The 25,389-nt window shown below is 50.5% G+C and carries 19 protein-coding genes; 11 read left to right on the top strand and 8 right to left on the bottom strand.

Features of this window, described 5'->3' with window-relative positions; genetic code table 11:
• Nucleotides 1-13: 13 nt before the first annotated feature.
• The 6 genes from coaE to nadC form a co-directional block, all read right to left on the bottom strand.
• Nucleotides 14-628 (bottom strand): dephospho-CoA kinase, encoded by a 615-nt coding sequence (gene coaE / locus BZG75_RS03705; protein ID WP_077576201.1) that lies wholly within the window; start codon nucleotides 626-628, stop codon nucleotides 14-16.
• The gene (locus BZG75_RS03700; RefSeq protein ID WP_077576200.1) at nucleotides 628-1,497 is read right to left on the bottom strand and encodes a prepilin peptidase; all 870 of its coding nucleotides are present in this window, start codon (nucleotides 1,495-1,497) and stop codon (nucleotides 628-630) included. The genes coaE and BZG75_RS03700 overlap by 1 nt, the downstream gene beginning before the upstream one ends.
• Nucleotides 1,498-1,569: 72 nt before the next feature.
• Nucleotides 1,570-2,793: a type II secretion system F family protein gene (locus tag BZG75_RS03695; RefSeq protein ID WP_077576198.1), complete on the bottom strand. Its 1,224-nt coding sequence runs from the start codon at nucleotides 2,791-2,793 to the stop codon at nucleotides 1,570-1,572.
• Nucleotides 2,794-2,796: 3 nt separating this feature from the next.
• Nucleotides 2,797-4,479 carry a GspE/PulE family protein gene (locus BZG75_RS03690; RefSeq protein ID WP_077576197.1) on the bottom strand — a complete coding sequence of 561 codons (1,683 nt, stop codon included), beginning with the start codon at nucleotides 4,477-4,479 and terminating at the stop codon, nucleotides 2,797-2,799.
• Between the two features lie 25 nt (nucleotides 4,480-4,504).
• The gene (locus tag BZG75_RS03685; RefSeq protein ID WP_077576255.1) at nucleotides 4,505-4,924 is read right to left on the bottom strand and encodes a pilin; all 420 of its coding nucleotides are present in this window, start codon (nucleotides 4,922-4,924) and stop codon (nucleotides 4,505-4,507) included.
• Between the two features lie 264 nt (nucleotides 4,925-5,188).
• On the bottom strand, nucleotides 5,189-6,091 hold the full coding sequence (gene nadC / locus BZG75_RS03680) for a carboxylating nicotinate-nucleotide diphosphorylase (protein ID WP_077576195.1): 903 nt from the start codon (nucleotides 6,089-6,091) through the stop codon (nucleotides 5,189-5,191).
• 186 nt (nucleotides 6,092-6,277) lie between these two features.
• Between nadC and BZG75_RS03675 the strand changes: the two genes are divergently transcribed.
• From BZG75_RS03675 to lpdA, 7 genes are all read left to right on the top strand, one after another.
• A complete protein-coding gene (locus tag BZG75_RS03675) occupies nucleotides 6,278-7,273 on the top strand; it encodes an ABC transporter substrate-binding protein (RefSeq protein ID WP_077576193.1) in 996 nt (331 codons plus the stop codon).
• Nucleotides 7,270-8,574 carry a diguanylate cyclase domain-containing protein gene (locus BZG75_RS03670; protein ID WP_077459850.1) on the top strand — a complete coding sequence of 435 codons (1,305 nt, stop codon included), beginning with the start codon at nucleotides 7,270-7,272 and terminating at the stop codon, nucleotides 8,572-8,574. The genes BZG75_RS03675 and BZG75_RS03670 overlap by 4 nt, the downstream gene beginning before the upstream one ends.
• Nucleotides 8,575-8,600: 26 nt before the next feature.
• Entirely contained in the window at nucleotides 8,601-9,158 is a 558-nt protein-coding gene (gene ampD / locus BZG75_RS03665) for a 1,6-anhydro-N-acetylmuramyl-L-alanine amidase AmpD (RefSeq protein WP_021022599.1), read from the top strand.
• 229 nt (nucleotides 9,159-9,387) lie between these two features.
• Nucleotides 9,388-10,161, top strand: coding sequence for a pyruvate dehydrogenase complex transcriptional repressor PdhR (gene pdhR / locus BZG75_RS03660; protein ID WP_021022598.1), 774 nt, complete (start codon nucleotides 9,388-9,390; stop codon nucleotides 10,159-10,161).
• A 92-nt stretch (nucleotides 10,162-10,253) separates the two neighbouring features.
• Nucleotides 10,254-12,920, top strand: coding sequence for a pyruvate dehydrogenase (acetyl-transferring), homodimeric type (gene aceE / locus BZG75_RS03655; RefSeq protein ID WP_077459849.1), 2,667 nt, complete (start codon nucleotides 10,254-10,256; stop codon nucleotides 12,918-12,920).
• 12 nt (nucleotides 12,921-12,932) lie between these two features.
• Nucleotides 12,933-14,819: a pyruvate dehydrogenase complex dihydrolipoyllysine-residue acetyltransferase gene (gene aceF, locus BZG75_RS03650; protein WP_077576192.1), complete on the top strand. Its 1,887-nt coding sequence runs from the start codon at nucleotides 12,933-12,935 to the stop codon at nucleotides 14,817-14,819.
• Nucleotides 14,820-15,002: 183 nt separating this feature from the next.
• Entirely contained in the window at nucleotides 15,003-16,427 is a 1,425-nt protein-coding gene (gene lpdA / locus BZG75_RS03645; protein WP_077459847.1) for a dihydrolipoyl dehydrogenase, read from the top strand.
• A 128-nt stretch (nucleotides 16,428-16,555) separates the two neighbouring features.
• Here the strand turns inward: lpdA and BZG75_RS03640 are convergent, their stop codons facing one another.
• Entirely contained in the window at nucleotides 16,556-18,469 is a 1,914-nt protein-coding gene (locus BZG75_RS03640; protein WP_077576191.1) for a methyl-accepting chemotaxis protein, read from the bottom strand.
• 575 nt (nucleotides 18,470-19,044) lie between these two features.
• Between BZG75_RS03640 and acnB the strand changes: the two genes are divergently transcribed.
• Nucleotides 19,045-21,642 (top strand): bifunctional aconitate hydratase 2/2-methylisocitrate dehydratase, encoded by a 2,598-nt coding sequence (acnB, locus tag BZG75_RS03635; protein ID WP_077459845.1) that lies wholly within the window; start codon nucleotides 19,045-19,047, stop codon nucleotides 21,640-21,642.
• Nucleotides 21,643-21,769: 127 nt separating this feature from the next.
• On the opposite strand, the gene BZG75_RS03630 is transcribed toward acnB, so the two are convergent.
• Nucleotides 21,770-22,906 carry a glycerate kinase gene (locus BZG75_RS03630; RefSeq protein WP_077576190.1) on the bottom strand — a complete coding sequence of 379 codons (1,137 nt, stop codon included), beginning with the start codon at nucleotides 22,904-22,906 and terminating at the stop codon, nucleotides 21,770-21,772.
• A gap of 142 nt (nucleotides 22,907-23,048) precedes the next feature.
• On the opposite strand from BZG75_RS03630, the gene BZG75_RS03625 reads away from it, so the two are divergent.
• The 3 genes from BZG75_RS03625 (at nucleotide 23,049) to BZG75_RS03615 (ending at nucleotide 25,257) form a co-directional block, all read left to right on the top strand.
• Nucleotides 23,049-23,432 (top strand): YacL family protein, encoded by a 384-nt coding sequence (locus BZG75_RS03625; RefSeq protein ID WP_158009957.1) that lies wholly within the window; start codon nucleotides 23,049-23,051, stop codon nucleotides 23,430-23,432.
• 239 nt (nucleotides 23,433-23,671) lie between these two features.
• Complete coding sequence (locus tag BZG75_RS03620; RefSeq protein WP_025673127.1) at nucleotides 23,672-24,010, top strand: P-II family nitrogen regulator; 339 nt, start codon at nucleotides 23,672-23,674, stop codon at nucleotides 24,008-24,010.
• A 17-nt stretch (nucleotides 24,011-24,027) separates the two neighbouring features.
• Nucleotides 24,028-25,257, top strand: a complete 1,230-nt coding sequence (locus BZG75_RS03615) for an ammonium transporter (RefSeq protein ID WP_077459842.1) — start codon at nucleotides 24,028-24,030, stop codon at nucleotides 25,255-25,257.
• Nucleotides 25,258-25,389 lie beyond the last annotated feature (132 nt).

The raw sequence follows: 25,389 nt of genomic DNA, 5'->3' as shown, positions 1-25,389 counted from the left end.
CTATCCTGTCCGGCTATACACCGGCGTTTGCCTGGGTTGCCAAGGTTAAATACGTGTGGTGTAAGGCATCAACTTGTCGATCAAGTTCCGCCTCCGTGTGGGTATTGTCGATCACGTCATCAGCCACGTCGAGGCGTTGTTGACGACTGGCTTGCGCGGCCAAGATTGCCTGAACTTGTTGTTGGCTGACCTGATCGCGCGCCAAGGTTCGGGTTATCTGGGTGGCCGGGTCAACATCCACCACAAGGATGCGATTGGCTAATGTCATCAGGTTATTTTCTACTAATAAGGGCACGACAAGCAAACAATACTGAGATTGCGCGTCGGCGCAAGCTTGAATCATGCGGGTACGAATCAACGGGTGGAGTAAATCGTCAAGCCATTGCTTGTCGTCTGGTTGGCTAAATACACGCTCACGAAGCCACGCCCGCGCCAGGCTACCATCATGATTTAATGCCAACGCACCAAAGCGCGCCACAATCGCATCCAGCCCTTGGCTGCCAGGTTTTACTACCTCACGTGCAATCACGTCAGCATCGACAATATCGATCCCTTTTGCGGCAAACCGGTCCGCTACTGTGGTTTTACCGCTACCAATCCCGCCGGTTAATCCGACTACCCATGCCATTAGATGACTCCTAAAATGTGTGACAGATACCAGTGTAACAGGCTATCGCCCCAAAGCAGACTTAGCCAGCCAGCCGTGGCAATGAAAGGGCCAAAGGCAAACGCATGTTGCATACCTTGCCGCTGAGAACGAAGCCATAGCGCGCCGACAACGGCCCCGCTCATGGAGGCCATTAAAATTAACAGGGGTAACGCTTGCCAGCCCACCCAAGCGCCCAAGGCAGCAAAAAGCTTAAAATCACCGTAGCCCATGCCTTCTTTGCCAGTGATCAGTTTGAATGTCCAAAATAAGCTCCAAAGGCTGAGGTAGCCAATCATGGCGCCTGTTACGCTGTCTGCCAATGATACTGGGCTGACGCCGATGAGTGCGAGTGCGATCCCGGCCCAAAGAAGCGGCAACGTGATTTGATCGGGGAGCAGCATGGTGTCCCAGTCGATCATCGTCAGCGCAAGTAATGTCAGACTTGCGCCCATCACTGCGATGGCCCACCCAGGTGAGGTGATCAGCCAAGCGGGCAGTATGCAGACGAGGGCACTCATCAGCTCAATTAACGGATACCGCTTACTGATCCGGGTTTGACAATGCCGGCAGTGGCCTTTTAATGCGAGCCAGCTAATCAGCGGGATATTGTCGTACCAAGCAATCGCTGTGTGGCAATGTGGGCAATGCGAAGCGGGTAAGCTTAAATCAAAGCGCGTGTCGTCTGGCGCATCGATATTGGCGTCAGGAAAGCTAAGCCGGCATTCTTGGCGCCACTGGCGTTCCATCATTGTCGGCAAACGGGCGATCACCACGTTTAAAAAACTGCCAAAAACCAGACCCAGCAGGCCGGCTATCACGATAAAAAACGGGGAGGAGAACACCAACATGACACCTGCTTATTACTTGTTGCTTGTTGTGCGCGAATCATAGCGCGTTACGTATCGAGACTCTATCTTGGCTTAGCCGAGAACGGACATCAGATTAAAAATAGGAAGGTACATGGCAACCACTAAGCCACCAATGAGTAATCCGAGTACTAAAATCAGCAGTGGCTCAATGATCTTACCCAGATTATCGACGGTGTTATCAACCTCTTCCTCGTAAATCACTGCCACCCGATTAAGCATGGTGTCTAACGCGCCAGACTCTTCACCAATCATGATCATTTGCGTCATCATATTGGGAAAACGACCACTTTCACGTAACGCTTGATAGAGCGGGATCCCGGTAGCTGTGTGTGCAGATACTCGAATGAGTCCGTGTGCATAATAGTCGTTGGTGAGAATATTGGTTGCCGATTTAAGTCCGGAGATCAGTGGGATCCCAGCGCTAAAGGTTGTGGCCAGTGTGCGGGAAAACTTCGCGATACAGGCTTTGCTCAGCACCTCACCGATGATAGGCAGTTTAAGTAGCCAGCGGTGATAGTGGTACCGATAGCGCGGGTGATGCCGTTGTAGCCATTTATGCGATAACATCAGGACAATCAAGATAGCGGCAATGGTCGGCGCATGGGTGGTCATCCAATCAGACAATGCCAGCACTTGCCGTGTGAGCCAAGGTAGGGGCGCACCAAAAGAGTCAAAAATCTGCTTAAATTTTGGGATCACGAACAAAAGTAAGTAAGTGCTAACACCGAGCGCAACACTGACGACGATGGTGGGATAAATCATGGCTTTCATCACCTTACTGCGCAGCAAGGCTTGTTTTTCCCGATATAGCGCAAGGCGAGCAAATACCAAAGGAAGTTGACCGGTTTGTTCGCCGGTGGCGACCAGATCACAGTAAAAGCGATCAAATAGGGGGCTGGCTTGCGCCAAGGCCGTGCTTAAGCTGGTGCCAGCTTCTAGTTGTTGACGAAGGTAGCGAACCACTAAGCGCATTTCTGCTTTGACTTGATTCTCTTCTATCAGGTTGAGTGCCTGAACAATCGGGATGCCAGACTCTAACAAGGTAGTGAGTTCGCGTGAAAACTGGGTAATATCGGCCGCTTTGGCTTTGTGCTGGCGTTGTTGCCAGCTAGAAAGGCGTCGACGTATTAAGCGTGTTGGCAAGATAGCTTGGCCGGCGAGTTGCTGGCGGGCATCGTGCTCAGAATACGCAAATACTTGGCCTTTCTGGTGTCGCCCAAACGGCACGGCTTGACGCCAATGAAAGACGAATAACGTTTGCTTGGCCATGATCATTCCTTATGCCAGTTGGATCACGCGACTGAGTTCTTGCACACTGGTGATCCCTTGATTGAGTTTGGCAATGCCGGACTCTGCCAGCCGCCACATGCCTTGTTGGCAAGCGAGTTGGGTGAGCTCGCTAGCACTGGCATGGCGATAAATCGCGTCAGTAATGGTGTCGTCGATAGGCAGCACCTCATAAATGCCAGTTCGACCTTGATAACCTTGGTCACAGCGGTAACAGCCGCGAGGATTGGCTTGATAGATTTGAGTGGGGTCGCAGCGCGGATAAAGGCGCATCAGCTGGGTCAAGCTTGGGTCATCACGCGGGTGAGGCTGCTTACAGACGGGACAGAGCCGGCGCACCAGCCTTTGCGCCACCACCAAGGTCAATGAGCTGGCGAGGTTGTATGGCGCGATCCCCATATGTGCTAAACGCGTGATGCTCTCTGCGGCAGAGTTGGTATGTAAGGTTGAGAGCACCAAATGGCCAGTTTGTGCGGCTTTAATACTGATCTCTGCGGTGTCGGTATCGCGTACTTCTCCCACCATGACTACGTCGGGATCTTGGCGTAAAAAGGCGCGGAGGGCGGTCGCAAAATCGAGTCCGATCCGCGTATTGACATTAACTTGGTTGATCCCATTAAGCTGGATCTCGACCGGATCTTCAACGGTGGCAATGTTTCGCTGCGGCTGATTGAGATAGTGCAAACCGCTGTATAATGAGACAGTTTTACCGCTCCCGGTTGGCCCGGTGAATAAAATCATTCCTTGTGGTTGATCGAGCGCTGCTTGATAGTGCTGGCGCTGCCACTCGGTTAAGCCTAAATCATGCAGCGTCAGTTGCTGCTGACCATTATTCAATAAGCGAACCACCACTTTCTCGCCCCAGACCGTCGGTAAGGTCGATACCCGCATATCGACCGTATGCTCGGCAGTAAGGGTCAATTTGATTCGCCCATCTTGCGGTAAGCGTCGTTCGGCAATATTGAGTTGGGCTAAGATCTTGAGTCGCGTGGATAACCGCCGCGAGACGCCCGCGGGCGGATGGGCATAGGTTTGCAGTAAACCGTCTTGGCGAAACCGTATTTGGAAGTGATCCTCAAACGGTTCAAAATGCACGTCGGACGCTTTTTTTCGTACCGCATCAACTAATATTTGCTGGATATAGCGGCTAATGGGTGCCTGATCGCTTTGCAGTTCCGCGCTATCTTCTTGCGGACTATCGGTGACGGTCAGGGCCGCTAAATCCTGATCACTGATGGTGATGCCATCGCCGGTGCCCTCAATATCTGCGCCGTATAAATGGCGCAGCGCTGCGTCTAAATCCGGCTGGCTTAACACCACCAAACGAACATTGAGTCCGGTTGAAAAGCGAAAATCAGCCACCGCCTCTGTGTTATCTGGGTCACTGACGCCAAGCAGTAGCTCTTGGCCTTGCTGAGCAAGCGGCAGCACTTGATGGCGCTGAATCAAATCGCGCCGGTCGAGGGCATAGCAGGTAGCTTTAAACGGATACTGATGGCTCTCTGCGAACGGAAGATGGTGCAGCGTGGCGAGGGTGTGGGCGAGCGCGGTGGGGTCAACCCCAGCATCGAGTAAACGGGAGACGCTAAGCGGTGTGCCATCGCCAATGCCCAACGCATGGCGCTGGGCATCGGTCAATAAACCGGCTTGATACAACTGAGCAGTTGGGATCATCGTGAGTCCCTGTTTTTATATTCGCTTAAGGTGTTGGCTTTTTGGTACCCGACTTACTGCTGCAACCATCGACTTCAATATTTGTTGACGGTTGCGTGCATTCCCACTCGCCTTTAGCTGAGCGTGAGAGTTTTACATCCCCACCTCCCGGTAACCCCTCTACGGCTAGTGTCATGTTTCCTTTAACAGAATCTTTAGTAGGGTTGAGTGTTACTGTATCAGGAATACCAAGGTCTTCTTTTTTATTATTTTCTGGGAACACGCCCTCTTCCATAATTTCTGCTTCTACCACGGAGCGCATATTAGTCAGCGTGGCAATTGCGGCAGTAACTTTGGCTTTATCTTGATACTTTTGGTATTGCGGAATGGCGATGGCAGACAGTGCTGCGATAATGCCGACGACGATCAGTAACTCAATCAAACTAAACCCTTGTTGCTTTTGCATCTTATGTCTCTCCTCTCAATGATGGTCGGCCGCCAACGCGGTGGCCGCGAGTGCAGCGACTTTACGCTTGTGAGCGTGGCACAAAAAAGAGGGGCAACATGAGTTTGAGAGTGAAGGGTAAAAGCTGGATGTAAGATTTTGTTTTTTCTGTTGTAGTGTTCGACTCACCACAAATTTTTTGTCACGAAAGCGCGATAAAAAGGCCGCCCATCGTGGGCGGCCTGGTCGACTCTGGGTGAGCGTACGTGTTATTGAAAGTACGTGTTATTGAAAACGCATGGATAAATCGAGCGCGGTCACGTGCTTGGTAAGCGCGCCCACGGAAATATAATCTACGCCTGTGGACGCGTATTCAGACAGAGTATCCAAGGTGACATTGCCCGAGACTTCAAGCGCCACACGGCCTTGGTTGAGTGCAACCGCTTCGCGCATCATCGGCACGCTAAAATTATCTAACATCACAATGTCGGCGCCGGCCTCAATGGCTTGTTTTAGCTCATCCAGATTTTCTGTCTCTACTTCCACCGGTTTATCTGGATTCAGACGACGAGCCTCTTGCACCGCATTGGCAATCCCACCGCAGGCAAGAATGTGGTTTTCTTTAATGAGATACGCATCGAACACACCAATACGGTGATTGTGTCCGCCACCACAAGCGACTGCATATTTGAGTGCACTACGCAGGCCTGGCACGGTTTTGCGGGTATCCAATAGCTTGGTCTCCGTCCCTTGTAACTGTGCCGCATAGGTTGCCGTTTTACTGGCGCAGCCTGACAAGGTCTGGATAAAGTTCATCGCATTGCGCTCACCCGTTAATAACACGCGTGACGGTCCTTTTAAGGTGCACAAGGCTTGATTGGCAGTGATCGCATCGCCATCGGTCACGTGCCAGGTTAAGGAGACCTCGCCACCCAGTTGTTTGAATACTTCGTTAGCATAATCTTGGCCACAAAATACGCCATCTTCACGCGTAATCAGTACTGCGGTCGACACCGAATCGGCCGGAATCAGACTGGCGGTAATATCTTTACGCGCGTCAAGATCGCCCCCTAAATCTTCACGCAATGCGTCGCTGACGGCACGGGGCACATCCGTTTTTAGATGAGAGGTGAGATAGGCAAGACGGCTTTTGCTGTCATGAACAGCATGAAAAGGAGTCGATGTCATTATGGCTTACCGCGGTGATGAAAAAACGTGGCGAAATGATAACGCTGGTTGGGGGGAAATGCAGCTTTTCTCTCCGGTTTCCGCGTAGGCGTCCATTTTATTATCGACACCCTGACTAGAAAATTACCCATGCATTGCCTGCTCATTTGTCTACACTTTGATCAGTTCTAGTAAAGAGGTAGCGTCATGAAACGCGGATTGGCACTGATGACGATGATATTCGCTGCACTGGCAGGCTTTAGTGTCTGGCAGCACCTACGTTTACCCGCGTCTACCTCATTGTCACCATTGACGATTGCGGTTTCATTAACGCCGTTGTCAGCGCCTATCATCGTTGCCAAAGAACAAGGTTTATTTAAAAAACATGGCATCGACATGACGCTAAAACCGGTTCATGGCGGAGTGAAAAGTTTTCAAGCACTGGTTGCGGGAGAGGCGGACTTAGCTACTACGTCAGAAACAGTGGCGATGTTTAATAGCTTTGAAAGAGAGGATTTTAACATTCTGACTAGCTTTGTTGAGTCAGACAATGATGTGAAACTGTGGTCTATCCATCGTGCAATTGGTCACTCGCTCCCTGATGCGCTTCGGAGCGCACGTGTTGGAGTGGTCGCGTCAAGCGCGAGTGAGTACTTCTTCGACTCATTGCTCCAGCTGTATGATATGCCAACTGAGACAATAGAGAAGGTTTATTACTCGCCTGAGGCGTTGCCGTCGGCACTGCTCGACAATGAAGTTGATGCGATTGCTATTTGGGAACCTTACGGCTATCAACTAGTAAAACGAGCCCATGAGTCAGTACAAGCACTCGATAGTAAAGGTTTACATAGCTTATCTTTTTTATTGGTAAGTGATCGTTTAGTTGCGAAAAAGCAGCACCAAGATATGCGTCGCGTCATTCGAGCCTTGGATGAAGCGGTAGATGTTATTCATCAACGGCCTGAGCAAGCGAAAGCCCAGGTCGCTGCGTATCTTGACATGTCCGACGACAAGCTCGGCTGGCTTTGGCAGGACTATTTATTTCGCCTGTCGTTAAACGACTCTTTACTGTTGCGTTTAAAAAACCAAGCTCGGTGGGCGCAACGCGCGGGATTGGTTACGGGACCAACACCATCGTATCGTCATTTACTTAACCCTGGCCCCTTGGTTGAAGCAACTCAAAAAGTGAGTCTATTAGAATGAAAATCGGTCAGCAGTTAAACATCGTTGTTTACGCATGTGCGGCATTGACGCTGGTAACACTATTGATCACGGTAGAGCTTTTTCAGAAACAAAGTCAGACGCAAGTACGCTTAGATAGAATTGTTGCGGTGCATTCTCAAATCGACAGTTTACGCGGTCGTTTGTGGCTATATCGTCAATACCCCAGTGCGCAAACCCGCCAAGATGTATATCAATCAACCAATGCGTTGCGGGCTCAGCTATCCAGTGACCAGCATGCGATTCCTCCCCAGTCAGTGCAGTCTATGACGCAAGCGGCGGACAGTATTGACCGTTTGCTGGATACCACAACAGGCCAATTTGGTCGGGAGCAGAGCGTTGATGAAGGGCGGCTGATGCTTTTTTCACGATTTAATATTTTACTACAAGCCATGAGCGAGGCGGCATTTTCTGTGCGTCAGCAAGCGATGCATGATGCATCTAAACAGCAGAAAATGTTGCTTGTTGTCCATGGTGGTATTTTGGTGCTGTTGGCCTTATTAGTAACGATTTTTGCGACCCGTTTACGACGACGTTTAAGACAACGCTTAAAAACATTACACAGCACGGTTACTCAGATTAAAAAAGGTGATCTAACCACTGAATTAATCATGACCGATAAAGATGAACTGACCGAACTGGCGGATCATGTCAATGAAATGAAGCATGCGCTTAGCCATACCATGGTGGATAAAAACCAACTGAGTGAAGAAGTCGCACGGCAAACACAACAGCTTCGCGAGCAACAACACCAGCTCAAATTTTTAGCGGAGCATGATGAATTAACAGGTTTATTTAACCGACGTGCGTTTGAATCGCATGTCGATGTGGCTTTGATGCGGGCCAACCGAGCACAAACGAATGCTGCGTTACTGTTTATCGACTTGAATAACTTTAAACAAGTCAATGACACCTACGGCCACGGGGTCGGGGATGAGTTGCTCAGAGTTGTGAGCCAACGTCTAAAGCACGCCGTCCGTCGTTCTGATTTAGTCGGGCGTTTAGGCGGTGACGAATTTATCGTGTGGTTGGATCTTTTGACAGATAAAGATGCATTGAATGAAGTTATTCGCCGTATTCAAGATGATGTCCATGCACCTATATTAACCGAGAAAGCAGAGTTATCACTGGTGAGTAGTATTGGCGTCAGTTGCTTTCCTACCGACGGATTGGAGTTGCAACAAATGATGAATCAAGCCGATGCGGCCATGTATTACGCGAAAACACATGCTAACGAGCGGCACTGCTTATATTCCAATCTGCCTGCCGAGCGGATACAGTAACGAATTTTGCGACACGAGTAGCTTGCATGTCTTTTTCCCGCATCGACGATCATTGGCTAGCGGGCGCGCGCGCCTGTCCTTCTCCCCATTATAACTCACGCCCGGATAGCGAGGATATTTCCTTGCTGGTGGTTCACAATATCAGCCTGCCCCCCGGCCAGTTCGACGGTCCCTATATTGAGCAATTTTTTCAGGGCAACCTCGACGCTGACGCGCACCCTTATTTTGCCCAGATCCGTGATCTTCGCGTGTCCGCTCACCTACTGATCCGACGAGATGGAAGTGTGATCCAGTTTGTACCATTCAACGAACGCGCATGGCATGCTGGCATCTCGTGTTTTGACGGTCGGCAGCAATGTAACGATTTTTCTATCGGTATTGAGCTTGAGGGCACGGACACACTTCCATACACCGACCAGCAGTATCAATCGTTAGCGGCGATCACGCAGACGCTGATGCAGTACTATCCAGCCATCACTCGTGATCGGATCACAGGACATCAACATATTGCGCCCGGACGGAAGACCGATCCTGGCCATGTGTTTGACTGGGAAAGATTACACCTACTGCTCTATACTGCCTGACAAAGCCGTCATTCTTTTTGGTCTGACCAATTTTAGAGCGCCGTGAAAAAACAACTGTCAGGTGACGAATACAGGGGTTTCCATGATGTCAATCAAAGTTCAGGTGGACAGAATATCCGCTGTCTGGTAACTTTAGAGAATAATAAAGTAATTGGTCTTACCAATTTACAATCAGTCAGTTTCTGCAGCTAAGCGCCAAGCTTTGGGGGGCAGATGGTCAATAAATACAATGGCATATCAGCGAATTCGTCAACCCAAACTCTCAGATGTTATCGAGAAAGAGCTCGAAGGTTTAATTCTGGAAGGAACCTTGTCTCCAGGCCAGAAGCTACCGCCTGAGCGAGAGTTAGCGGTCCAGTTTGATGTGTCTCGTCCATCAGTCCGTGAGGCGATTCAGCGACTTGAAGTAAAAAAGCTGCTCACTCGCAAACAAGGTGGCGGCACCTTTGTCAGTCAACGACTGTGGCAGCGATTTTCTGAACCCCTGCTAGAGTTATTGGCGGACCATCCGGAAACCCAGCTTGATTTGTTGGAATCACGGCATGCGCTCGAAGGTATTTCTTCTTATTTCGCCGCTTTACGGGGCACGGAAGAGGATTTTTCTCGGATTGAAGATTGCCATGATGCGATTCGACAAGCGCAGAAAGATGGGGACTTAAAGGCAGAAGCTTCCGCCGTCATGCAATATCTCGTTGCCGTAACGGAAGCGGCGCACAATGTGGTGCTACTGCATATCATGCGTAGCCTCGCACCGTTACTGGAACAGAATATTTATCAAAACTTTGAGCTACTTTATCGCCGTCAAGAGACGGTGGAAAATGTCAGCCGACACCGAGCTGAGATCGTGGATGCAATCACCGCTGGCGAGCCAGAAAAAGCGAGACAGGCGTCGCATGCACACTTAGCTTACATTGAGGAAACTCTGTTGGATCTTGGCCGAGAAGAAAGCCGTCGAGAACGGTCTCTACGTCGAATTCAACAACGCAAGGACGAGCTGGAGTAATCCCTATTCGCCGCCAAAATAAAGGCGAGGGGCCACTGCAGCTGCGACAACGTTTGTTTTGTACGAGTCAATCAACGAAAGGATAGATCGCCATGTCTGAAGTCATGAAAAATGACGTGGACGCACTTGAGACCCAAGAGTGGTTGCAAGCTCTTGAGTCAGTCGTTCGTGAAGAAGGTGTAGAACGTGCCCAGTTCCTTCTGGAGCAAGTCTTAGGGCAAGCACGTTTAGACGGTGTTGACATGCCAACTGGCGTGACCACCAACTATGTAAATACCATCCCTGCAGATCAAGAACCTGCTTATCCAGGTGATGTGAACTTGGAGCGTCGTATCCGTTCTATCATTCGTTGGAACGCAATCATGATCGTGTTGCGCGCGTCCAAGAAAGATTTAGAGCTGGGTGGCCACATGGCTTCATTCCAGTCATCGGCTGCGTTCTATGAAACTTGCTTTAACCACTTCTTCCGTGCGCCAAACGAGAAAGATGGTGGCGATCTGGTTTATTATCAAGGTCATATCTCTCCAGGCATCTACGCGCGTGCGTTTGTGGAAGGTCGTCTCACTGCTGAGCAGCTCGACAACTTCCGCCAAGAAGTTGACGGTAACGGTATTTCCTCTTACCCGCACCCGAAACTGATGCCTGAGTTCTGGCAGTTCCCAACCGTATCTATGGGTCTGGGTCCTATTGCGTCTATCTACCAAGCGCGTTTCCTTAAGTATCTGAACGGTCGTGGCTTGAAAGACACCTCAGAGCAGCGTGTTTACGCGTTCTTAGGCGACGGTGAGATGGATGAGCCAGAATCACGTGGTGCGCTATCGTTTGCCGCCCGTGAAAAACTGGATAACCTGTGCTTTTTGATCAACTGTAACCTGCAGCGCCTTGATGGTCCTGTAATGGGTAACGGTAAAATCGTTCAAGAGCTCGAAGGCCTATTTAAAGGCGCTGGCTGGAACGTGATCAAAGTGGTTTGGGGCTCTGGCTGGGATAAACTGCTGGCCAAAGACACCTCCGGTAAACTGCTGCAGTTGATGAACGAAACCATCGACGGCGATTACCAAACCTTCAAATCAAAAGACGGCGCCTACGTGCGTGAACACTTCTTCGGTAAATATCCTGAAACTGCAGCCCTGGTTGCCGATATGACCGACGAAGAAATCTTTGCGCTCAAGCGCGGTGGTCATGAGCCATCAAAACTGTTTGCTGCGTTCAAAGCGGCACAAGAGTGCAACGACCGTCCAACCGTGATCCTGGCGAAAACCGTTAAAGGTTACGGCATGGGTGAAGCGGCTGAAGGTAAAAACATCGCGCACCAAGTGAAGAAAATGGACATGACCCATGTTCACGCTATGCGTGATCGTCTTGGCCTACAAGACTTGTTGTCTGACGATGATGTGCAAAACCTGACTTACCTAAAACTGGAAGAAGGATCTGCGGAACACGAATACCTGCACGCGCGCCGTAAAGCCCTGCACGGTTACACTCCGCAGCGCTTACCTAAGTTCACTGAAGAACTGACGCTGCCAAAACTGGATGATTTCTCTGCTCTGCTGTCTGAGCAGAAGCGTGATATCTCTACCACCATGGCGTTTGTACGCTCATTGAACGTATTGCTGAAAGACAAGAGCATTGGCAAGAACATAGTGCCAATCATTGCTGACGAAGCCCGTACTTTTGGTATGGAAGGTCTGTTCCGTCAGGTGGGTATCTATAACCCGCAAGGACAAACCTATACCCCAGAAGATCGTGGCGTGGTGTCTTACTACAAAGAAGACCAAGGCGGCCAAGTACTGCAAGAAGGGATCAACGAGCTAGGCGCGATGTCATCGTGGGTAGCGGCGGCGACCTCTTACAGCACCAATGATCTGCCAATGATTCCATTCTACATCTACTACTCCATGTTCGGCTTCCAACGTGTTGGCGACATGGCGTGGATGGCGGGTGACCAACAAGCACGTGGTTTCCTATTGGGTGCCACCGCAGGTCGTACCACCCTGAACGGTGAAGGTCTGCAACACGAAGACGGTCACAGCCATATTCTGGCAAGCACTGTACCTAACTGTGTGTCTTACGACCCAACCTTCGCGTACGAAGTGGCGGTGATCATGCAAGACGGTATCCGTCGTATGTACGGTCCTGACCAAGAAAACATCTACTACTACCTGACGCTGATGAACGAAAACTATCATCAGCCAGCCATGCCTGAGGGCGCGGAAGACGGTATCCGTAAAGGTATCTATAAACTAGAAACCTACACGGGCGACAAAGCCAAAGTTCAGTTAATGGGCTCGGGCACTATCATGACCGAAGTGCGCAAGGCAGCGAAACTGCTCAGCGATGAATTCGGCGTGGCGTCTGACGTTTACAGCGTGACCTCGTTCAACGAACTGGCACGTGACGGTCAGGATGTGGATCGTTTCAACATGCTGAACCCAGATGCAGAAAGCAAAGTGCCTTATATCCAAACAGTCATGGGATCTGAGCCTGCGATTGCTGCGACTGATTACATGAAAAACTACGCTGACCAAGTTCGTGCGTTTATCCCAGCTGAGTCTTATAAAGTGCTGGGTACAGACGGCTTTGGTCGTTCTGACAGCCGCGAAAACCTACGTCGTCACTTTGAAGTGAACGCAGGCTATGTGGTGGTTGCGGCACTGAACGAGCTGGCTAAGCGTGGTGATGTTGATAAGAAAGTCGTGTCAGAAGCGATTAAGAAATTCGACATCGATACCAACAAAGTAAACCCGCTGTTCGCGTAAGAGGCTGAAACAATGTCAATCGAGATTAATGTACCTGACATCGGTGCGGATGAAGTAGAAGTGACTGAGATCCTTGTTAGCGTTGGCGACAAGGTAGAAGAAGAACAGTCGTTAATCACCGTTGAAGGTGATAAAGCATCCATGGAAGTCCCTGCGTCACAAGCGGGTGTGGTCAAGGAAATCAAAATTGCCGAGGGTGATAAAGTCACCACTGGCTCTTTGATTATGATCTTCGAAGCCGATGCGCCAGCGCAAAGCGCCCCAGCTCAAGAGGCGGCGCCAGCCGCCCCTGCTACAGCACCAGCGGCCGCATCAGAAACCAAAGAAGTGCACGTCCCTGATATCGGTGGTGACGAAGTTGAAGTCACTGAGATCATGGTTGCGGTTGGCGATACCATTGAAGAAGAGCAGTCACTGATCACTGTTGAAGGCGATAAAGCCTCAATGGAAGTGCCTGCACCGTTTGCGGGTACCGTTAAAGAAATCAAGATCGCGGCGGGTGACAAGGTGTCAACTGGCTCACTGATCATGATGTTCGAAGTGGGTGGCAGTGCTCCAGCTGCAGACGCCCCAGCAGCAGCCGAGGCACCAGCGGCGCCGGCAGCAGCACAAGCCAAAGACGTTCACGTCCCTGATATCGGTGGCGATGAAGTTGAAGTGACTGACATTATGGTTGCCGTTGGCGATACCATTGAAGAAGAGCAGTCACTGATCACCGTTGAAGGCGACAAAGCGTCAATGGAAGTACCGGCACCGTTTGCGGGTACGGTCAAAGAGATCAAAATTGCGGCGGGCGATAAAGTGTCCACCGGCTCGCACATCATGGTGTTCGAGGTTGCTGGTAGCGCACCAGCAGCGCCTGCACCTGCAGCGGCACCTGCTGCTGAAAAGGCGGCACCCGCACCTGCGGCTAAGGCCGACGCCCCAGCGGCTAAAGCTGACGCCGGCAAAGACGAGTTTGTAGAGAACAAAGAATACGCGCATGCGTCGCCTGTTGTTCGTCGTCTTGCCCGCGAATTTGGCGTGAACCTTGCGAAGGTAAAAGGTAGCGGTCGTAAAGGACGTGTACTGAAAGAAGACGTTCAGAGCTTTGTCAAAGACGCGCTAAAACGCCTTGAATCGGGTGCAGCATCTGGCTCAGGCGACGGCAGTGCACTTGGCTTGCTCCCTTGGCCTAAAGTGGACTTCAGCAAATTCGGTGAAACTGAAGTCAAACCACTGTCACGCATTAAGAAGATCTCGGGTGCGAACCTGGCACGTAACTGGGTGATGATCCCGCACGTGACGCAGTGGGATAACGCTGATATCACTGAAGTGGAAGCGTTCCGTAAAGAGCAAAACGCGATTGAGAAGAAGAAAGAGTCTGGCATGAAGATCACCCCATTGGTGTTCATCATGAAAGCCGCTGCTAAAGCGCTGGAAGCTTTCCCTTCATTCAACGCATCACTGTCGGAAGACGGTGAAAGCCTGATCATGAAAAAATATGTCAACATCGGCATTGCGGTTGATACGCCAAATGGTCTGGTTGTGCCTGTCTTTAAGGACGTGAACAAAAAAGGCATCTACGAGTTATCTGAAGAGCTGATGGCAGTCTCGAAGAAAGCGCGTGCGGGCAAGCTCACTGCTTCTGATATGCAGGGCGGTTGCTTTACCATCTCAAGCCTCGGTGGTTTGGGCGGTACCGCGTTTACGCCAATCGTTAATGCACCAGAAGTCTCAATCTTGGGTGTCTCTAAGTCAGAAATGAAGCCAGTATGGAACGGTAAGGACTTTGAACCTCGCCTGATGCTGCCACTGTCTCTGTCTTATGACCACCGTGTGATTGACGGTGCTGAGGGTGCGCGCTTTATCAGCTACCTCAACGGTCTAATGTCCGATATCCGCCGTTTGGTACTGTAATCGCAACATCGACAACCCAACCGGTCCGTGAAGGGTCGGTTGGGAATTGTTGTGCAGCTCACAGGCTATGGGTTTTTATTTTTCAGCCCATTAACATGGCTGTAAACTGTGGCACCAAACACCCACAACAATAAAAACTACCGCTCTTAGCCTGTCAGGGAATAAGACTACAACGAGGTCAGAATGAGTAAAGAAATCAAAGCGCAAGTCGTCGTTCTTGGCGCTGGTCCTGCTGGATACTCCGCCGCTTTCCGCTGTGCCGACCTAGGTTTGGAAACAGTGCTGGTTGAACGTTACAACACCCTAGGGGGTGTGTGTCTAAACGTTGGCTGTATTCCTTCTAAAGCCCTACTACACGTTGCCAAAGTGATCGAAGAAGCCAAAGCGATGGCCGATCATGGCGTGGTTTTCGGCGAGCCACAAACCGATATCGATAAAATTCGCTCTTGGAAAGACAAGGTGATCGGTCAGTTGACCGGTGGCTTAGGTGGCATGGCCAAGCAGCGTAAAGTGACCGTGGTTAACGGTACCGGCCGTTTCACTGGCGCCAACACCCTGTTGGTCGAGGGTGAAGAAAGCACCACCATTAATTTTGACAACGCGATCATCGCGGCCGGCTCTCGTCCTATCGAGCTGCCATTTATCCCGCATGATGATCCACGTATCTGGGACTCTACTGACGCGCTCGAGCTCAAAGACGTACCAGAGAAAATGCTGCTGATGGGCGGTGGTATCATTGGTCTAGAAATGGGTACTGTCTATCACGCATTGGGCTCACAGGTCGATGTGGTCGAAATGTGTGATCAGGTGATCCCGGCGGCCGATAAAGACGTGATTAAAGTCTTTACCAAGCGTATCAGCAAGAAAATGAACCTGATGCTGGAAACCAAAGTCACCGCAGTAGAAGCCAAAGAAGATGGTATTTACGTGACGATGGAAGGCAAAAAAGCGCCAGCAGAGCCAGTACGTTATGATGCTGTATTGGTTGCGATTGGCCGTAGCCCGAATGGCAAACTGCTTGACGCCGGCCAAGCCGGGGTTGAAGTTGACGATCGCGGCTTCATCAATGTTGATAAGCAAATGCGCACTAACGTGCCACACATCTATGCGATCGGCGATATTGTTGGTCAGCCAATGCTTGCGCATAAAGGTGTGCATGAAGGCCATGTGGCTGCGGAAGTCATTTCTGGTAAGAAACATTACTTTGATCCGAAAGTGATCCCATCGATTGCTTATACTGAGCCAGAAGTAGCATGGGTCGGTAAAACCGAGAAAGAATGTAAGGAAGAGGGCATCAACTACGAAGCCTCTACCTTCCCATGGGCGGCTTCTGGTCGTGCGATTGCGTCTGACTGCGCTGACGGTATGACCAAGCTTATCTTCGATAAAGATACGCACCGTGTCATCGGGGGTGCCGTTGTCGGTACCAACGGTGGTGAGCTGTTGGGCGAAATCGGTCTTGCGATTGAAATGGGCTGTGATGCCGAAGACATCGCGTTGACTGTTCACGCTCACCCAACACTCCATGAGTCTGTTGGCTTGGCCGCTGAAGTGTTTGAAGGCTCAATCACGGATATGCCGAATCCAAAAGCGAAGAAAAAGAAATAAACTGCGCGTTTATATGTTTCTTCTTAAGCCCTGCATTGCGGGGCTTTTTTATATCGGTGATATATCGATTGAGAAGAAAAAAGCGGGCCTCGGCCCGCTTAGTCAGTATGATGGTCAAGCGTTAACGCTTAAAGCTTAAAGCTGCCCACCAAGGTATCGAGACGTTTAGACAGATCACGCAGTGACTCGCTGGCTTCAGCCATGGTATTGGCGGTATCCGCGGTCTGTTGCGAGCTGTGATTAATCTCTTCAATATTCTGATTGATGTCATTGACCACCGTTGATTGCTCTTCTGTCGCGGTCGCTACTTGTGTATTCATGTCTGAGATTTGGATAATCTGCTCATTAATCGCGTTCAGTGACAGCGACGCCTCATCCGATGCGTTGACCCCTTCGGCTGTCATGGTACGGCTTTGCTCCATTGCGTTGACAGCATTATGGGCCTCTTGCTGCAGGCGGTTGATCATAGTCTGGATTTCATCGGTTGAATCGGAGGTACGGCTAGCCAGGTTACGCACCTCGTCGGCAACGACCGCAAAGCCTCGCCCTTGTTCGCCCGCACGTGCCGCTTCAATGGCGGCGTTCAAGGCGAGCAGGTTGGTTTGCTCTGAAATACCACGAATTACATCCAAAATGCCGCCAATTGCGTCGGTGTTTTCAGCCAGCGCACTGATCACTTTCGACATATTCTCCATATCGTCGGCAAGGCTGGCGATGGTGTCTCGCGCTTGGGTGACCACACCTTGGCCATTGGCTGCATCATCGGACGCTTGGTTAGCGGCACTGGCGGCATTAGCGGCATTGCCGGCAATTTCATTCACCGTCGCGCCCATTTCATTAATCGCCGTCACCACTTGTACGGTGCGATCACGCTGATACTCACTCTGAGATTGCGTGGCGCTAGCTTGTGACGAGACTTGCTCTGCAGCATGACGAAGCTCACCACCGGTACTGGCAACGTCTGAGACTAGACGATGGATTTTCTCCACAAAACTATTGAAACCAGAGGCGAGTTGGCCAATTTCGTCTTGGCTATCGATGTCGACACGTTGGCGTAAATCGCCTTCACCTTCGCCGATCTCACGGAACACATTCGCCACGTATTGAATCGGTTTGGTAATGGTCGTCGCAAGCCAAACGGCCACCACAATAAACACTAACCCAACGACCACAGACACCATTAGGATCTGATTGCGGGTTTGATTGAGTGGTGCAAAGACTTCTTCTGCTGGAACATCTGCGATGACATACCAGTCCATGGAGGGAACATAACTTGAGGCGAGCAGGACTTCCTTGCCATTAATGTGTGTATCGAGGAGGTTAAAGTCACCTTTTTGGAGCAAGCTCCGTGCCTGTGCTCCATACACATCACTCAATGTTTTTTCGCCCATGAGATCGGTGTCACGGTGCAATTGGACTATGCCATCGGCATTGACTAAGAAAACAAAACCCGACTGTTCGATTTTGAATTGATTCAAAAAGCGGGTCATGTCTTCGAGTGAACGCGAAAACCCAGCCAAGCCTTTGCCGTTAAGCTGTTGAAAGTTGACGAACAGCTTGAGCTCGCCATTATCCTCTTGGAACACCTGTGCCATGGTGGCATTGCCACTGTCGAGAAAGTTATAAAACCAACTGTCTTTTTCACGCGTTAGGACGCGTAAAAAACCATCTTGGTTCCAATACTGGCCGGTCTCTCGGTTAGCGATAGAGGCATCATTGAGATCGTATTGGTCACGTAACACGTTAAGCTGCTTGACCACGCGGGCTTCTTCGCTCGGGGTGATCCCTTGGTTGAGAATATCGAGTGTCACCGGATTTGACGCGAGCTGACGCGCAGCAGATTGCAGCTGGTTAACTTCACTATCAATGGTATCTCTAAACTGAGTGAGGGTGGTCGGAAGCTCATTCTCTAACAGGCGCTTTTCCATAATATCGCGCGCTTGGCTTAAGCTCATATAGCTGACGATCGCTGTCGATGCGATCACGGCTGAGACAAATGCCAACACGAGCTTTTGCTTAATCGTGAGTTGTTTTAGCTTCATGCCTTTCTCTCTATGTGGTCTATCACGCGCTATTTTGTAATCATCGATAAGTTGACAAGTTAGCGTGACAAAAAAGTGACGATGTGTATGGCACCAACGTCTAAGTTAGCAGAATTACATTTACCGTTCCTAATGTATCGGCGATGAAATGATAAAATTGAAGCCCTTGCCCATAATTATTGATGAAAATGACACTTAGCTCGCGCTTTCAACACAAACCGATAAAAAGGGATGGAGGGCGCATCGCCTGATCGATATCGCGTTATCTTTTTTGGCTAACTGTATCGTGATAAAAAACCGTATAGAATCAAACAGAACGCGACAATCACGGTTAATTGGATCGTGAGAACGAGGGAATAGAGGGCTGCGTCACTAAGACCTTGGTCGTATGTTTCATAAAACGGGTAGATTTTAATTTTAAGTTAAAAATGCTATCCTCACGCAGCGGTTACGTGCTCGAACCCTCGTCTTGCTGGAAAATTTTAATAAACTTCGCCGGATAAGCGTGATACGAGTACTAACACTTTCCAAGGATGTTGGATCATACGATCTGACCGAGAAAAGAGGAAATAGTCGTGCTTGAAGCCTACCGTAAACACGTCGAAGAACGTGCCGCTCAGGGTATTGTGCCTAAACCGCTGAACGCTGAGCAAACCGCCAGTCTGATAGAACTGTTGAAAAACCCGCCCGCTGGCGAAGAAGAAACCCTTGTTTATTTGCTGGAAAACCGAATTCCACCCGGCGTGGATGAAGCCGCCTATGTAAAAGCAGGCTTTTTAGCTGCGTTGGCAAATGGTGAGGCGCAATCGCCGTTAATCAGCCCTGAGCGCGCCACAGAGCTACTCGGTACCATGCAAGGCGGTTATAACATCCAGCCTCTGATCGCGTTGTTAGAGGATGAAAAACTGGCGCCAATTGCAGCCAAAGCCCTGTCACATACCCTGCTCATGTTTGATGCTTTCTATGACGTGGAAGACAAAATGAAAGCAGGGAATGCTTACGCTAAACAAGTGATGGAATCTTGGGCCAACGCAGATTGGTACCTGGAAAAACCGCAGATTCCTGAAAAAGTGACACTGACAGTGTTCAAAGTATCGGGTGAAACCAACACCGATGACTTGTCTCCCGCGCCAGATGCTTGGTCACGTCCAGATATTCCCTTACATGCTCTTGCGATGCTGAAAAACGAGCGCGAGGGTATTCAGCCGGATAAACCCGGTGACATTGGCCCCATTGAGCAAATGAAGGCGCTGGAAGAAAAAGGCCACCCACTGGTTTATGTCGGTGATGTGGTCGGTACTGGCTCGTCTCGTAAGTCGGCAACTAACTCGGTGTTGTGGTTTATGGGGCAGGATATTCCTAACGTCCCTAACAAGCGCTCAGGTGGTTTTTGTTTAGGTGGCAAAATCGCGCCTATTTTCTTTAATACCATGGAAGATGCGGGCGCTCTGCCGATTGAACTTGATGTGACTTCGCTCAATATGGGCGATGTGATTGACCTGTACCCCGCTGACGGTAAAGTGTGCAAGCATGGCACCGATGACGTGTTGTCGACCTTCCAGCTCAAAACCGACATTTTGTATGATGAAGTACGTGCCGGTGGCCGCATCCCATTGATTATCGGTCGCGGCTTGACCGATCGAGCCCGTGAATGTCTCGGCCTTGAGCCATCTGACGTCTTCCGCCGTCCCCGTCCAGTGGCTGAATCCACCAAAGGCTTTACGCTGGCACAAAAAATGGTCGGTAAAGCCTGTGGCGTCGAAGGTGTGCGTCCGAATACCTATTGTGAGCCTAAGATGACCACGGTAGGGTCACAAGACACCACCGGACCCATGACCCGTGATGAGCTTAAAGACTTGGCGTGTCTTGGTTTTACCGCCGATTTGACCATGCAGTCTTTCTGTCATACGTCAGCATATCCAAAGCCGGTTGACGTGGAAACACACCATACCTTGCCCGATTTCATCATGAATCGTGGTGGCGTGGCACTGCGTCCAGGTGATGGGGTGATTCACTCTTGGCTCAATCGTATGCTGCTGCCTGATACTGTGGGTACCGGTGGCGACTCACATACGCGTTTCCCGCTGGGGATTTCTTTCCCTGCCGGCTCGGGTCTGGTGGCCTTTGCTGCCGCAACCGGGGTGATGCCGCTGGATATGCCTGAGTCGGTCTTGGTGCGCTTTAAAGGCGAAATGCAGCCCGGTGTTACCTTGCGTGACTTAGTCCATGCCATTCCGTATTTCGGCATCAAACAAGGTCTGTTAACGGTTGAGAAATCAGGAAAAATCAACGAATTTTCCGGTCGTGTTCTCGAAATCGAAGGGGTTGAGCACCTCACGGTTGAACAGGCGTTTGAGCTATCAGATGCATCCGCAGAGCGCTCTGCGGCGGGTTGTACCGTGAAGCTGTCACAAGACTCAGTGGCCGAATACCTTGAGTCAAACATTGTGATGTTGAAGTGGATGATTGCCGAAGGTTATGGCGACCGCCGTACCATTGAGCGCCGTATTCAAGCGATGCAGCAATGGCTAGACAGCCCAAGTTTGATGGAAGCGGACAAAGATGCCGAGTATGCCCACGTACTTGAAATCGATCTGGCTGAGATCAAAGAGCCTATCTTGTGTGCGCCGAACGATCCGGATGATGCGCGTACCTTGTCGGACGTGGCAGGCGACAGAGTCGATGAAGTCTTTATCGGAAGCTGTATGACCAACATTGGTCACTTCCGAGCAGCCGGTAAATTGCTGGATAAATTCGGTGGCAGCTTATCGACTCGGATGTGGGTGGCACCACCGACGAAGATGGATAGAGATCAGCTGACCGCTGAAGGTTATTACGGTATCTACGGTCGTGCTGGGGTACGGATCGAAACGCCGGGATGTTCCTTGTGCATGGGTAACCAAGCGCGTGTGGCGGAAAAATCGACTGTGTTGTCGACCTCGACACGTAATTTCCCAAACCGTCTCGGTACGGGCGCGAATGTGTATCTGGCGTCGGCTGAGCTGTCGGCAGTCGGTGCGATTCTCGGCCGGATCCCGACTCAAAAGGAATATCTAGAGTACGCTGAGCAAATCAATGCGACGGCAAGTGATACTTATCGTTATCTTAACTTCCATCAAATGGATGCCTACACCAACATCGCCAATGATGTGATTGTTAAAACCGCCGTGTAGGACGCGCTGATGGCCGATAGCGTTCGGCATGGCGCCAAGAAAAGCGCCTTCCATCTTTATGGGAGGCGCTTTTTTTCGTGTGCGTGACCGAGTGAGAGAGCGCCAACTGGCTTCGTGTTATGGTTGATTAATTAATCGGGTTATCCATTAATCGCGCAATATTCTCAGCCGTGCGCGTGACGTTGCTTGCCGTGTTGACCAGCGCCTCAGACAATGAGCAGGGCCCTGGCTGAATGGGGAAAATCGCTTTGACGCCGTGTTGATAAAGCGTATCACAGTTGTCACCGACACTGCCGGCGATCGCCACCACGGGAATGTGATGTGATTGGCCAATCCGGGCGAGCGCCATGGGGACTTTTCCGTGCTGAGTTTGACCATCGACCCGTCCCTCACCGGTAATAATCCAATCTGCTTGTGCCAGGGTCGAATACGCGTGGGTCCGTGTTAGTAGCAACTCCACCCCGGGTGCGAGCTGGGCATTGAGTAAACCGCCTAAAGCGGCACCGATTCCGCCTGCTGCGCCTGCGCCTGGAAAGTGCGCAATGGCATGGCCAAGTTGATAGTGACAAATACGGGCAAAACGGTGAAGGTGTTGCTCTAAACTGCGAATGTGGCTGACCGTGGCGCCTTTTTGCGGACCAAATACGGTAGCAGCGCCATCGGGTCCACATAGCGGGTTATCGACATCACAGGCCGCGATGAGTGTGACAGCGCGCAGGCGTGAATCAAGCGTGCTGAGATCCAGTGTCATCAATGCACCTAATCCGTGTCCAGTCGGAATAATTGGTTTGCCTGCACCGTCAAGCAGGCGCGCGCCTAAGGCGGTCAGGATCCCGGCGCCCGCGTCATTGGTGGCACTGCCACCTAAACCAATAATGATTTCATCGATGTCATGATCAAGCGCTGCACGGATCAGTTCACCGGTGCCTAAGCTGGTGGTATGGAGCGGATTTTTTGCGGTGCTTGGCATTAATGGTAAACCTGAGGCACTGGCGACATCCAACACGGCCAGTCGTTGCTCACGATTAATCACAAAACTGGCCGTCACCGGGCGAAAATCTGGCCCCGTGACGTCACAGTGAAAACGTTCTCCACCCAGTCGTTCGAGCATACTTTGTGCAAATCCCTCACCACCATCTGCCATGGGCAACAGTGAAAACGTGGCATTAGGCAGTGCGGCTGCCATGCCTGTTTGAATAGCGTTAGCGACTTGTGGGGCGCTGAGGCTTTCTTTGAATGAGTCCGGTGCGATCACAATATGCATGGCTTGTCCTTGGCGATATGACGGTCGTCCATTAAGTCGAACTGAAGTAAACAGTATGAGCGAAGTGCTACCTTGATAACAGCTTGGGCTTGGCAATTCGTGGCAAAAGCCGGACAATGCCGCGCGAAGATTGGAGGTGGATGTGGATTACGAATTTTCTCGCAATAGTTTTGATGACAGTTATCGCATTGTGTTCTCAATGGGCCATGAAGCGATTGGCCGCTGGTTGTTCGATGAAGTAGGCACTGAGCTTAGCCACGTTGAGCAATATGTCGAGGCCCTCGCTCAGCTGGAAAACGAACAGCAATGGCGCGGGCATACTTTTACCTTAACAGCCAATAAAGATGAAGTGGTGGTGATGGCGAATGCCATGCTACAAACACCATCGGATGAGGCGCAAGCAACCCTCAGTGCGCAGGCATTGACGTTTTATGATCAAGAAAGCTGTGCCGCGTGTGGCTATGATGACTTTATGGAAATGTTATCGGCCTATCGCGACTTTATTATCCGTTATGGTCGACGATAACTCGAGATAAACGCGGAGCGGGGAATCGGCCCGCGTTTTTTCGATGATCGCTGATGGTGCAGTTGAGCGATAACACATTGCCGATGCGCTGTCTTGGTGAATACCTCGCACTTTTATAGTGCAAACTCCTCGAATTACCCCTTCTTGTTTTCTAAATGCATGATTTTAAAGCCATCAAATATTGGCACGGCTCTTGATACCTACAGTGTGAAGCAAACACAAGGACTCAGGAGAAGGATATGAAACTGATTAGCGCCATTATCAAGCCATTTAAGCTTGATGACGTTCGTGAAGCGTTGGCGGATGCCGGTATTGATGGCATGACGGTCTCGGAAGTCAAAGGCTTTGGCCGCCAAAAAGGGCACACAGAATTATATCGTGGCGCCGAATACCAAGTCGATTTTTTACCCAAAGTGAAACTTGAAATCGCGGTACAGAGCGAGAATGTGGATTCTGTCGTTGAAGCGATTTCTAATGCTGCACAGACCGGAAAAATTGGCGATGGCAAAATCTTTGTCTTCGATCTTCAGCAGGCGGTGCGTATTCGTACCGGTGAAATGGATTTGGAAGCAATTTAATACAGGGAGTATAGACAATGGAACTGGTTAATACGGTGACAGAATTGCGCTACGCGCTCGACACCTTTTTCTTTCTTTTATCCGGCGCGTTGGTGATGTGGATGGCCGCGGGCTTTGCGATGTTAGAAGCCGGCTTGGTGCGATCTAAAAATACCACGGAGATCCTGACCAAAAATATCTGCTTATATGCCATCGCGTGCACCATGTATTTACTGGTCGGTTACAACATCATGTATGTCGACAATGCGGGTGGGGGTTTTATGCCTTCATTTGGCACCTTGATTGGCACACAGGGCGCAGAGGCTGATCATTCATTGGAATCAGACTTCTTCTTCCAAGTCGTGTTTGTTGCTACCGCTATGTCAGTAGTGTCTGGTGCCGTCGCGGAACGAATGAAGCTGTGGGCGTTCCTGGTTTTCTCTGTCATCTTGACGGCGGTGATCTATCCAGTTGAAGGATATTGGACTTGGGGCGGCGGCTTCCTATCTGAGGCCGGTTTCAGTGACTTTGCCGGCTCAGGAATTGTTCACATGGCCGGTGCTTCCGCGGCATTAGCCGGTGTGCTCTTGTTAGGTGCGCGTAAAGGCAAGTACAGCAAAAACGGTAAAATCAACCCGATTCCTGGCTCTAACTTGCCGTTAGCGACCTTGGGGACGTTTATCCTTTGGTTCGGCTGGTTTGGTTTCAATGGCGGCTCGCAGTTGATGGTCTCAGATTTTGAGAATGCGACAGCGGTGGGACAAATCTTCCTCAACACGAATGCGGCGGCGGCGGCCGGTGCTATTGCAGCCTTACTGGTATGCAAAACCCTATGGGGGAAAGCGGATTTGACCATGGTCTTAAATGGCGCGTTGGCTGGCTTGGTGGCAATTACCGCCGATCCGCTGTCACCCTCACCAGTGGCGGCACTGATCATTGGTGTGGTATCTGGGGCTATCGTCGTGTTCAGTATTATCGGTCTCGACAAGATAAAAATTGACGATCCTGTCGGTGCGATTTCCGTCCACGGTGTGTGTGGTTTCTTTGGCCTCATGGTTGTGCCTTTAAGTAACACAGCAGCGACCTTTGGTGCCCAGCTTCTGGGAGCGGCCGTTATTTTTGCCTGGGTATTCGGTGCAAGCTGCGTGGTTTGGTGGATATTGAAGAAAACCATGGGTATTCGCGTGACCGAAGAAGAAGAGATGTCGGGTATGGATTTACACGATTGCGGTATTGATGCGTATCCCGAATTTGTCAGCGTAAAATAGCCACGCGTATAAGACATCGTTAAACTCTGAAACGAAACCTTACATTTTTACAGTAGGGTTTCGTTTTTTTTTGATCCTATCGATATTGAGCATTCAGTCATTCTCTGTATACTAACGAAAGTGAGATTCGTT

Source organism: Salinivibrio sp. AR640 (genome assembly GCF_001995405.1).
Classification (GTDB): Bacteria; Pseudomonadota; Gammaproteobacteria; order Enterobacterales; family Vibrionaceae; genus Salinivibrio; species Salinivibrio costicola.
The sequence above is the reverse complement of the archived record's forward strand: the minus strand, read 5'-3'. Positions and strand labels throughout refer to the sequence as shown.

Bases quoted from the DNA above. Each gene is read 5' to 3' on its own strand.
- coaE (WP_077576201.1), bottom strand. From the start codon at position 628: ATGGCATGGGTAGTCGGATTAACCGGCGGGATTGGTAGCGGTAAAACC.
- BZG75_RS03700 (WP_077576200.1), bottom strand. From the start codon at position 1,497: ATGTTGGTGTTCTCCTCCCCGTTTTTTATCGTGATAGCCGGCCTGCTG.
- BZG75_RS03695 (WP_077576198.1), bottom strand. From the start codon at position 2,793: ATGATCATGGCCAAGCAAACGTTATTCGTCTTTCATTGGCGTCAAGCC.
- BZG75_RS03690 (WP_077576197.1), bottom strand. From the start codon at position 4,479: ATGATCCCAACTGCTCAGTTGTATCAAGCCGGTTTATTGACCGATGCC.
- BZG75_RS03685 (WP_077576255.1), bottom strand. From the start codon at position 4,924: ATGCAAAAGCAACAAGGGTTTAGTTTGATTGAGTTACTGATCGTCGTC.
- nadC (WP_077576195.1), bottom strand. From the start codon at position 6,091: ATGACATCGACTCCTTTTCATGCTGTTCATGACAGCAAAAGCCGTCTT.
- BZG75_RS03675 (WP_077576193.1), top strand. From the start codon at position 6,278: ATGAAACGCGGATTGGCACTGATGACGATGATATTCGCTGCACTGGCA.
- BZG75_RS03670 (WP_077459850.1), top strand. From the start codon at position 7,270: ATGAAAATCGGTCAGCAGTTAAACATCGTTGTTTACGCATGTGCGGCA.
- ampD (WP_021022599.1), top strand. From the start codon at position 8,601: ATGTCTTTTTCCCGCATCGACGATCATTGGCTAGCGGGCGCGCGCGCC.
- pdhR (WP_021022598.1), top strand. From the start codon at position 9,388: ATGGCATATCAGCGAATTCGTCAACCCAAACTCTCAGATGTTATCGAG.
- aceE (WP_077459849.1), top strand. From the start codon at position 10,254: ATGTCTGAAGTCATGAAAAATGACGTGGACGCACTTGAGACCCAAGAG.
- aceF (WP_077576192.1), top strand. From the start codon at position 12,933: ATGTCAATCGAGATTAATGTACCTGACATCGGTGCGGATGAAGTAGAA.
- lpdA (WP_077459847.1), top strand. From the start codon at position 15,003: ATGAGTAAAGAAATCAAAGCGCAAGTCGTCGTTCTTGGCGCTGGTCCT.
- BZG75_RS03640 (WP_077576191.1), bottom strand. From the start codon at position 18,469: ATGAAGCTAAAACAACTCACGATTAAGCAAAAGCTCGTGTTGGCATTT.
- BZG75_RS03630 (WP_077576190.1), bottom strand. From the start codon at position 22,906: ATGCATATTGTGATCGCACCGGACTCATTCAAAGAAAGCCTCAGCGCC.
- BZG75_RS03620 (WP_025673127.1), top strand. From the start codon at position 23,672: ATGAAACTGATTAGCGCCATTATCAAGCCATTTAAGCTTGATGACGTT.
- BZG75_RS03615 (WP_077459842.1), top strand. From the start codon at position 24,028: ATGGAACTGGTTAATACGGTGACAGAATTGCGCTACGCGCTCGACACC.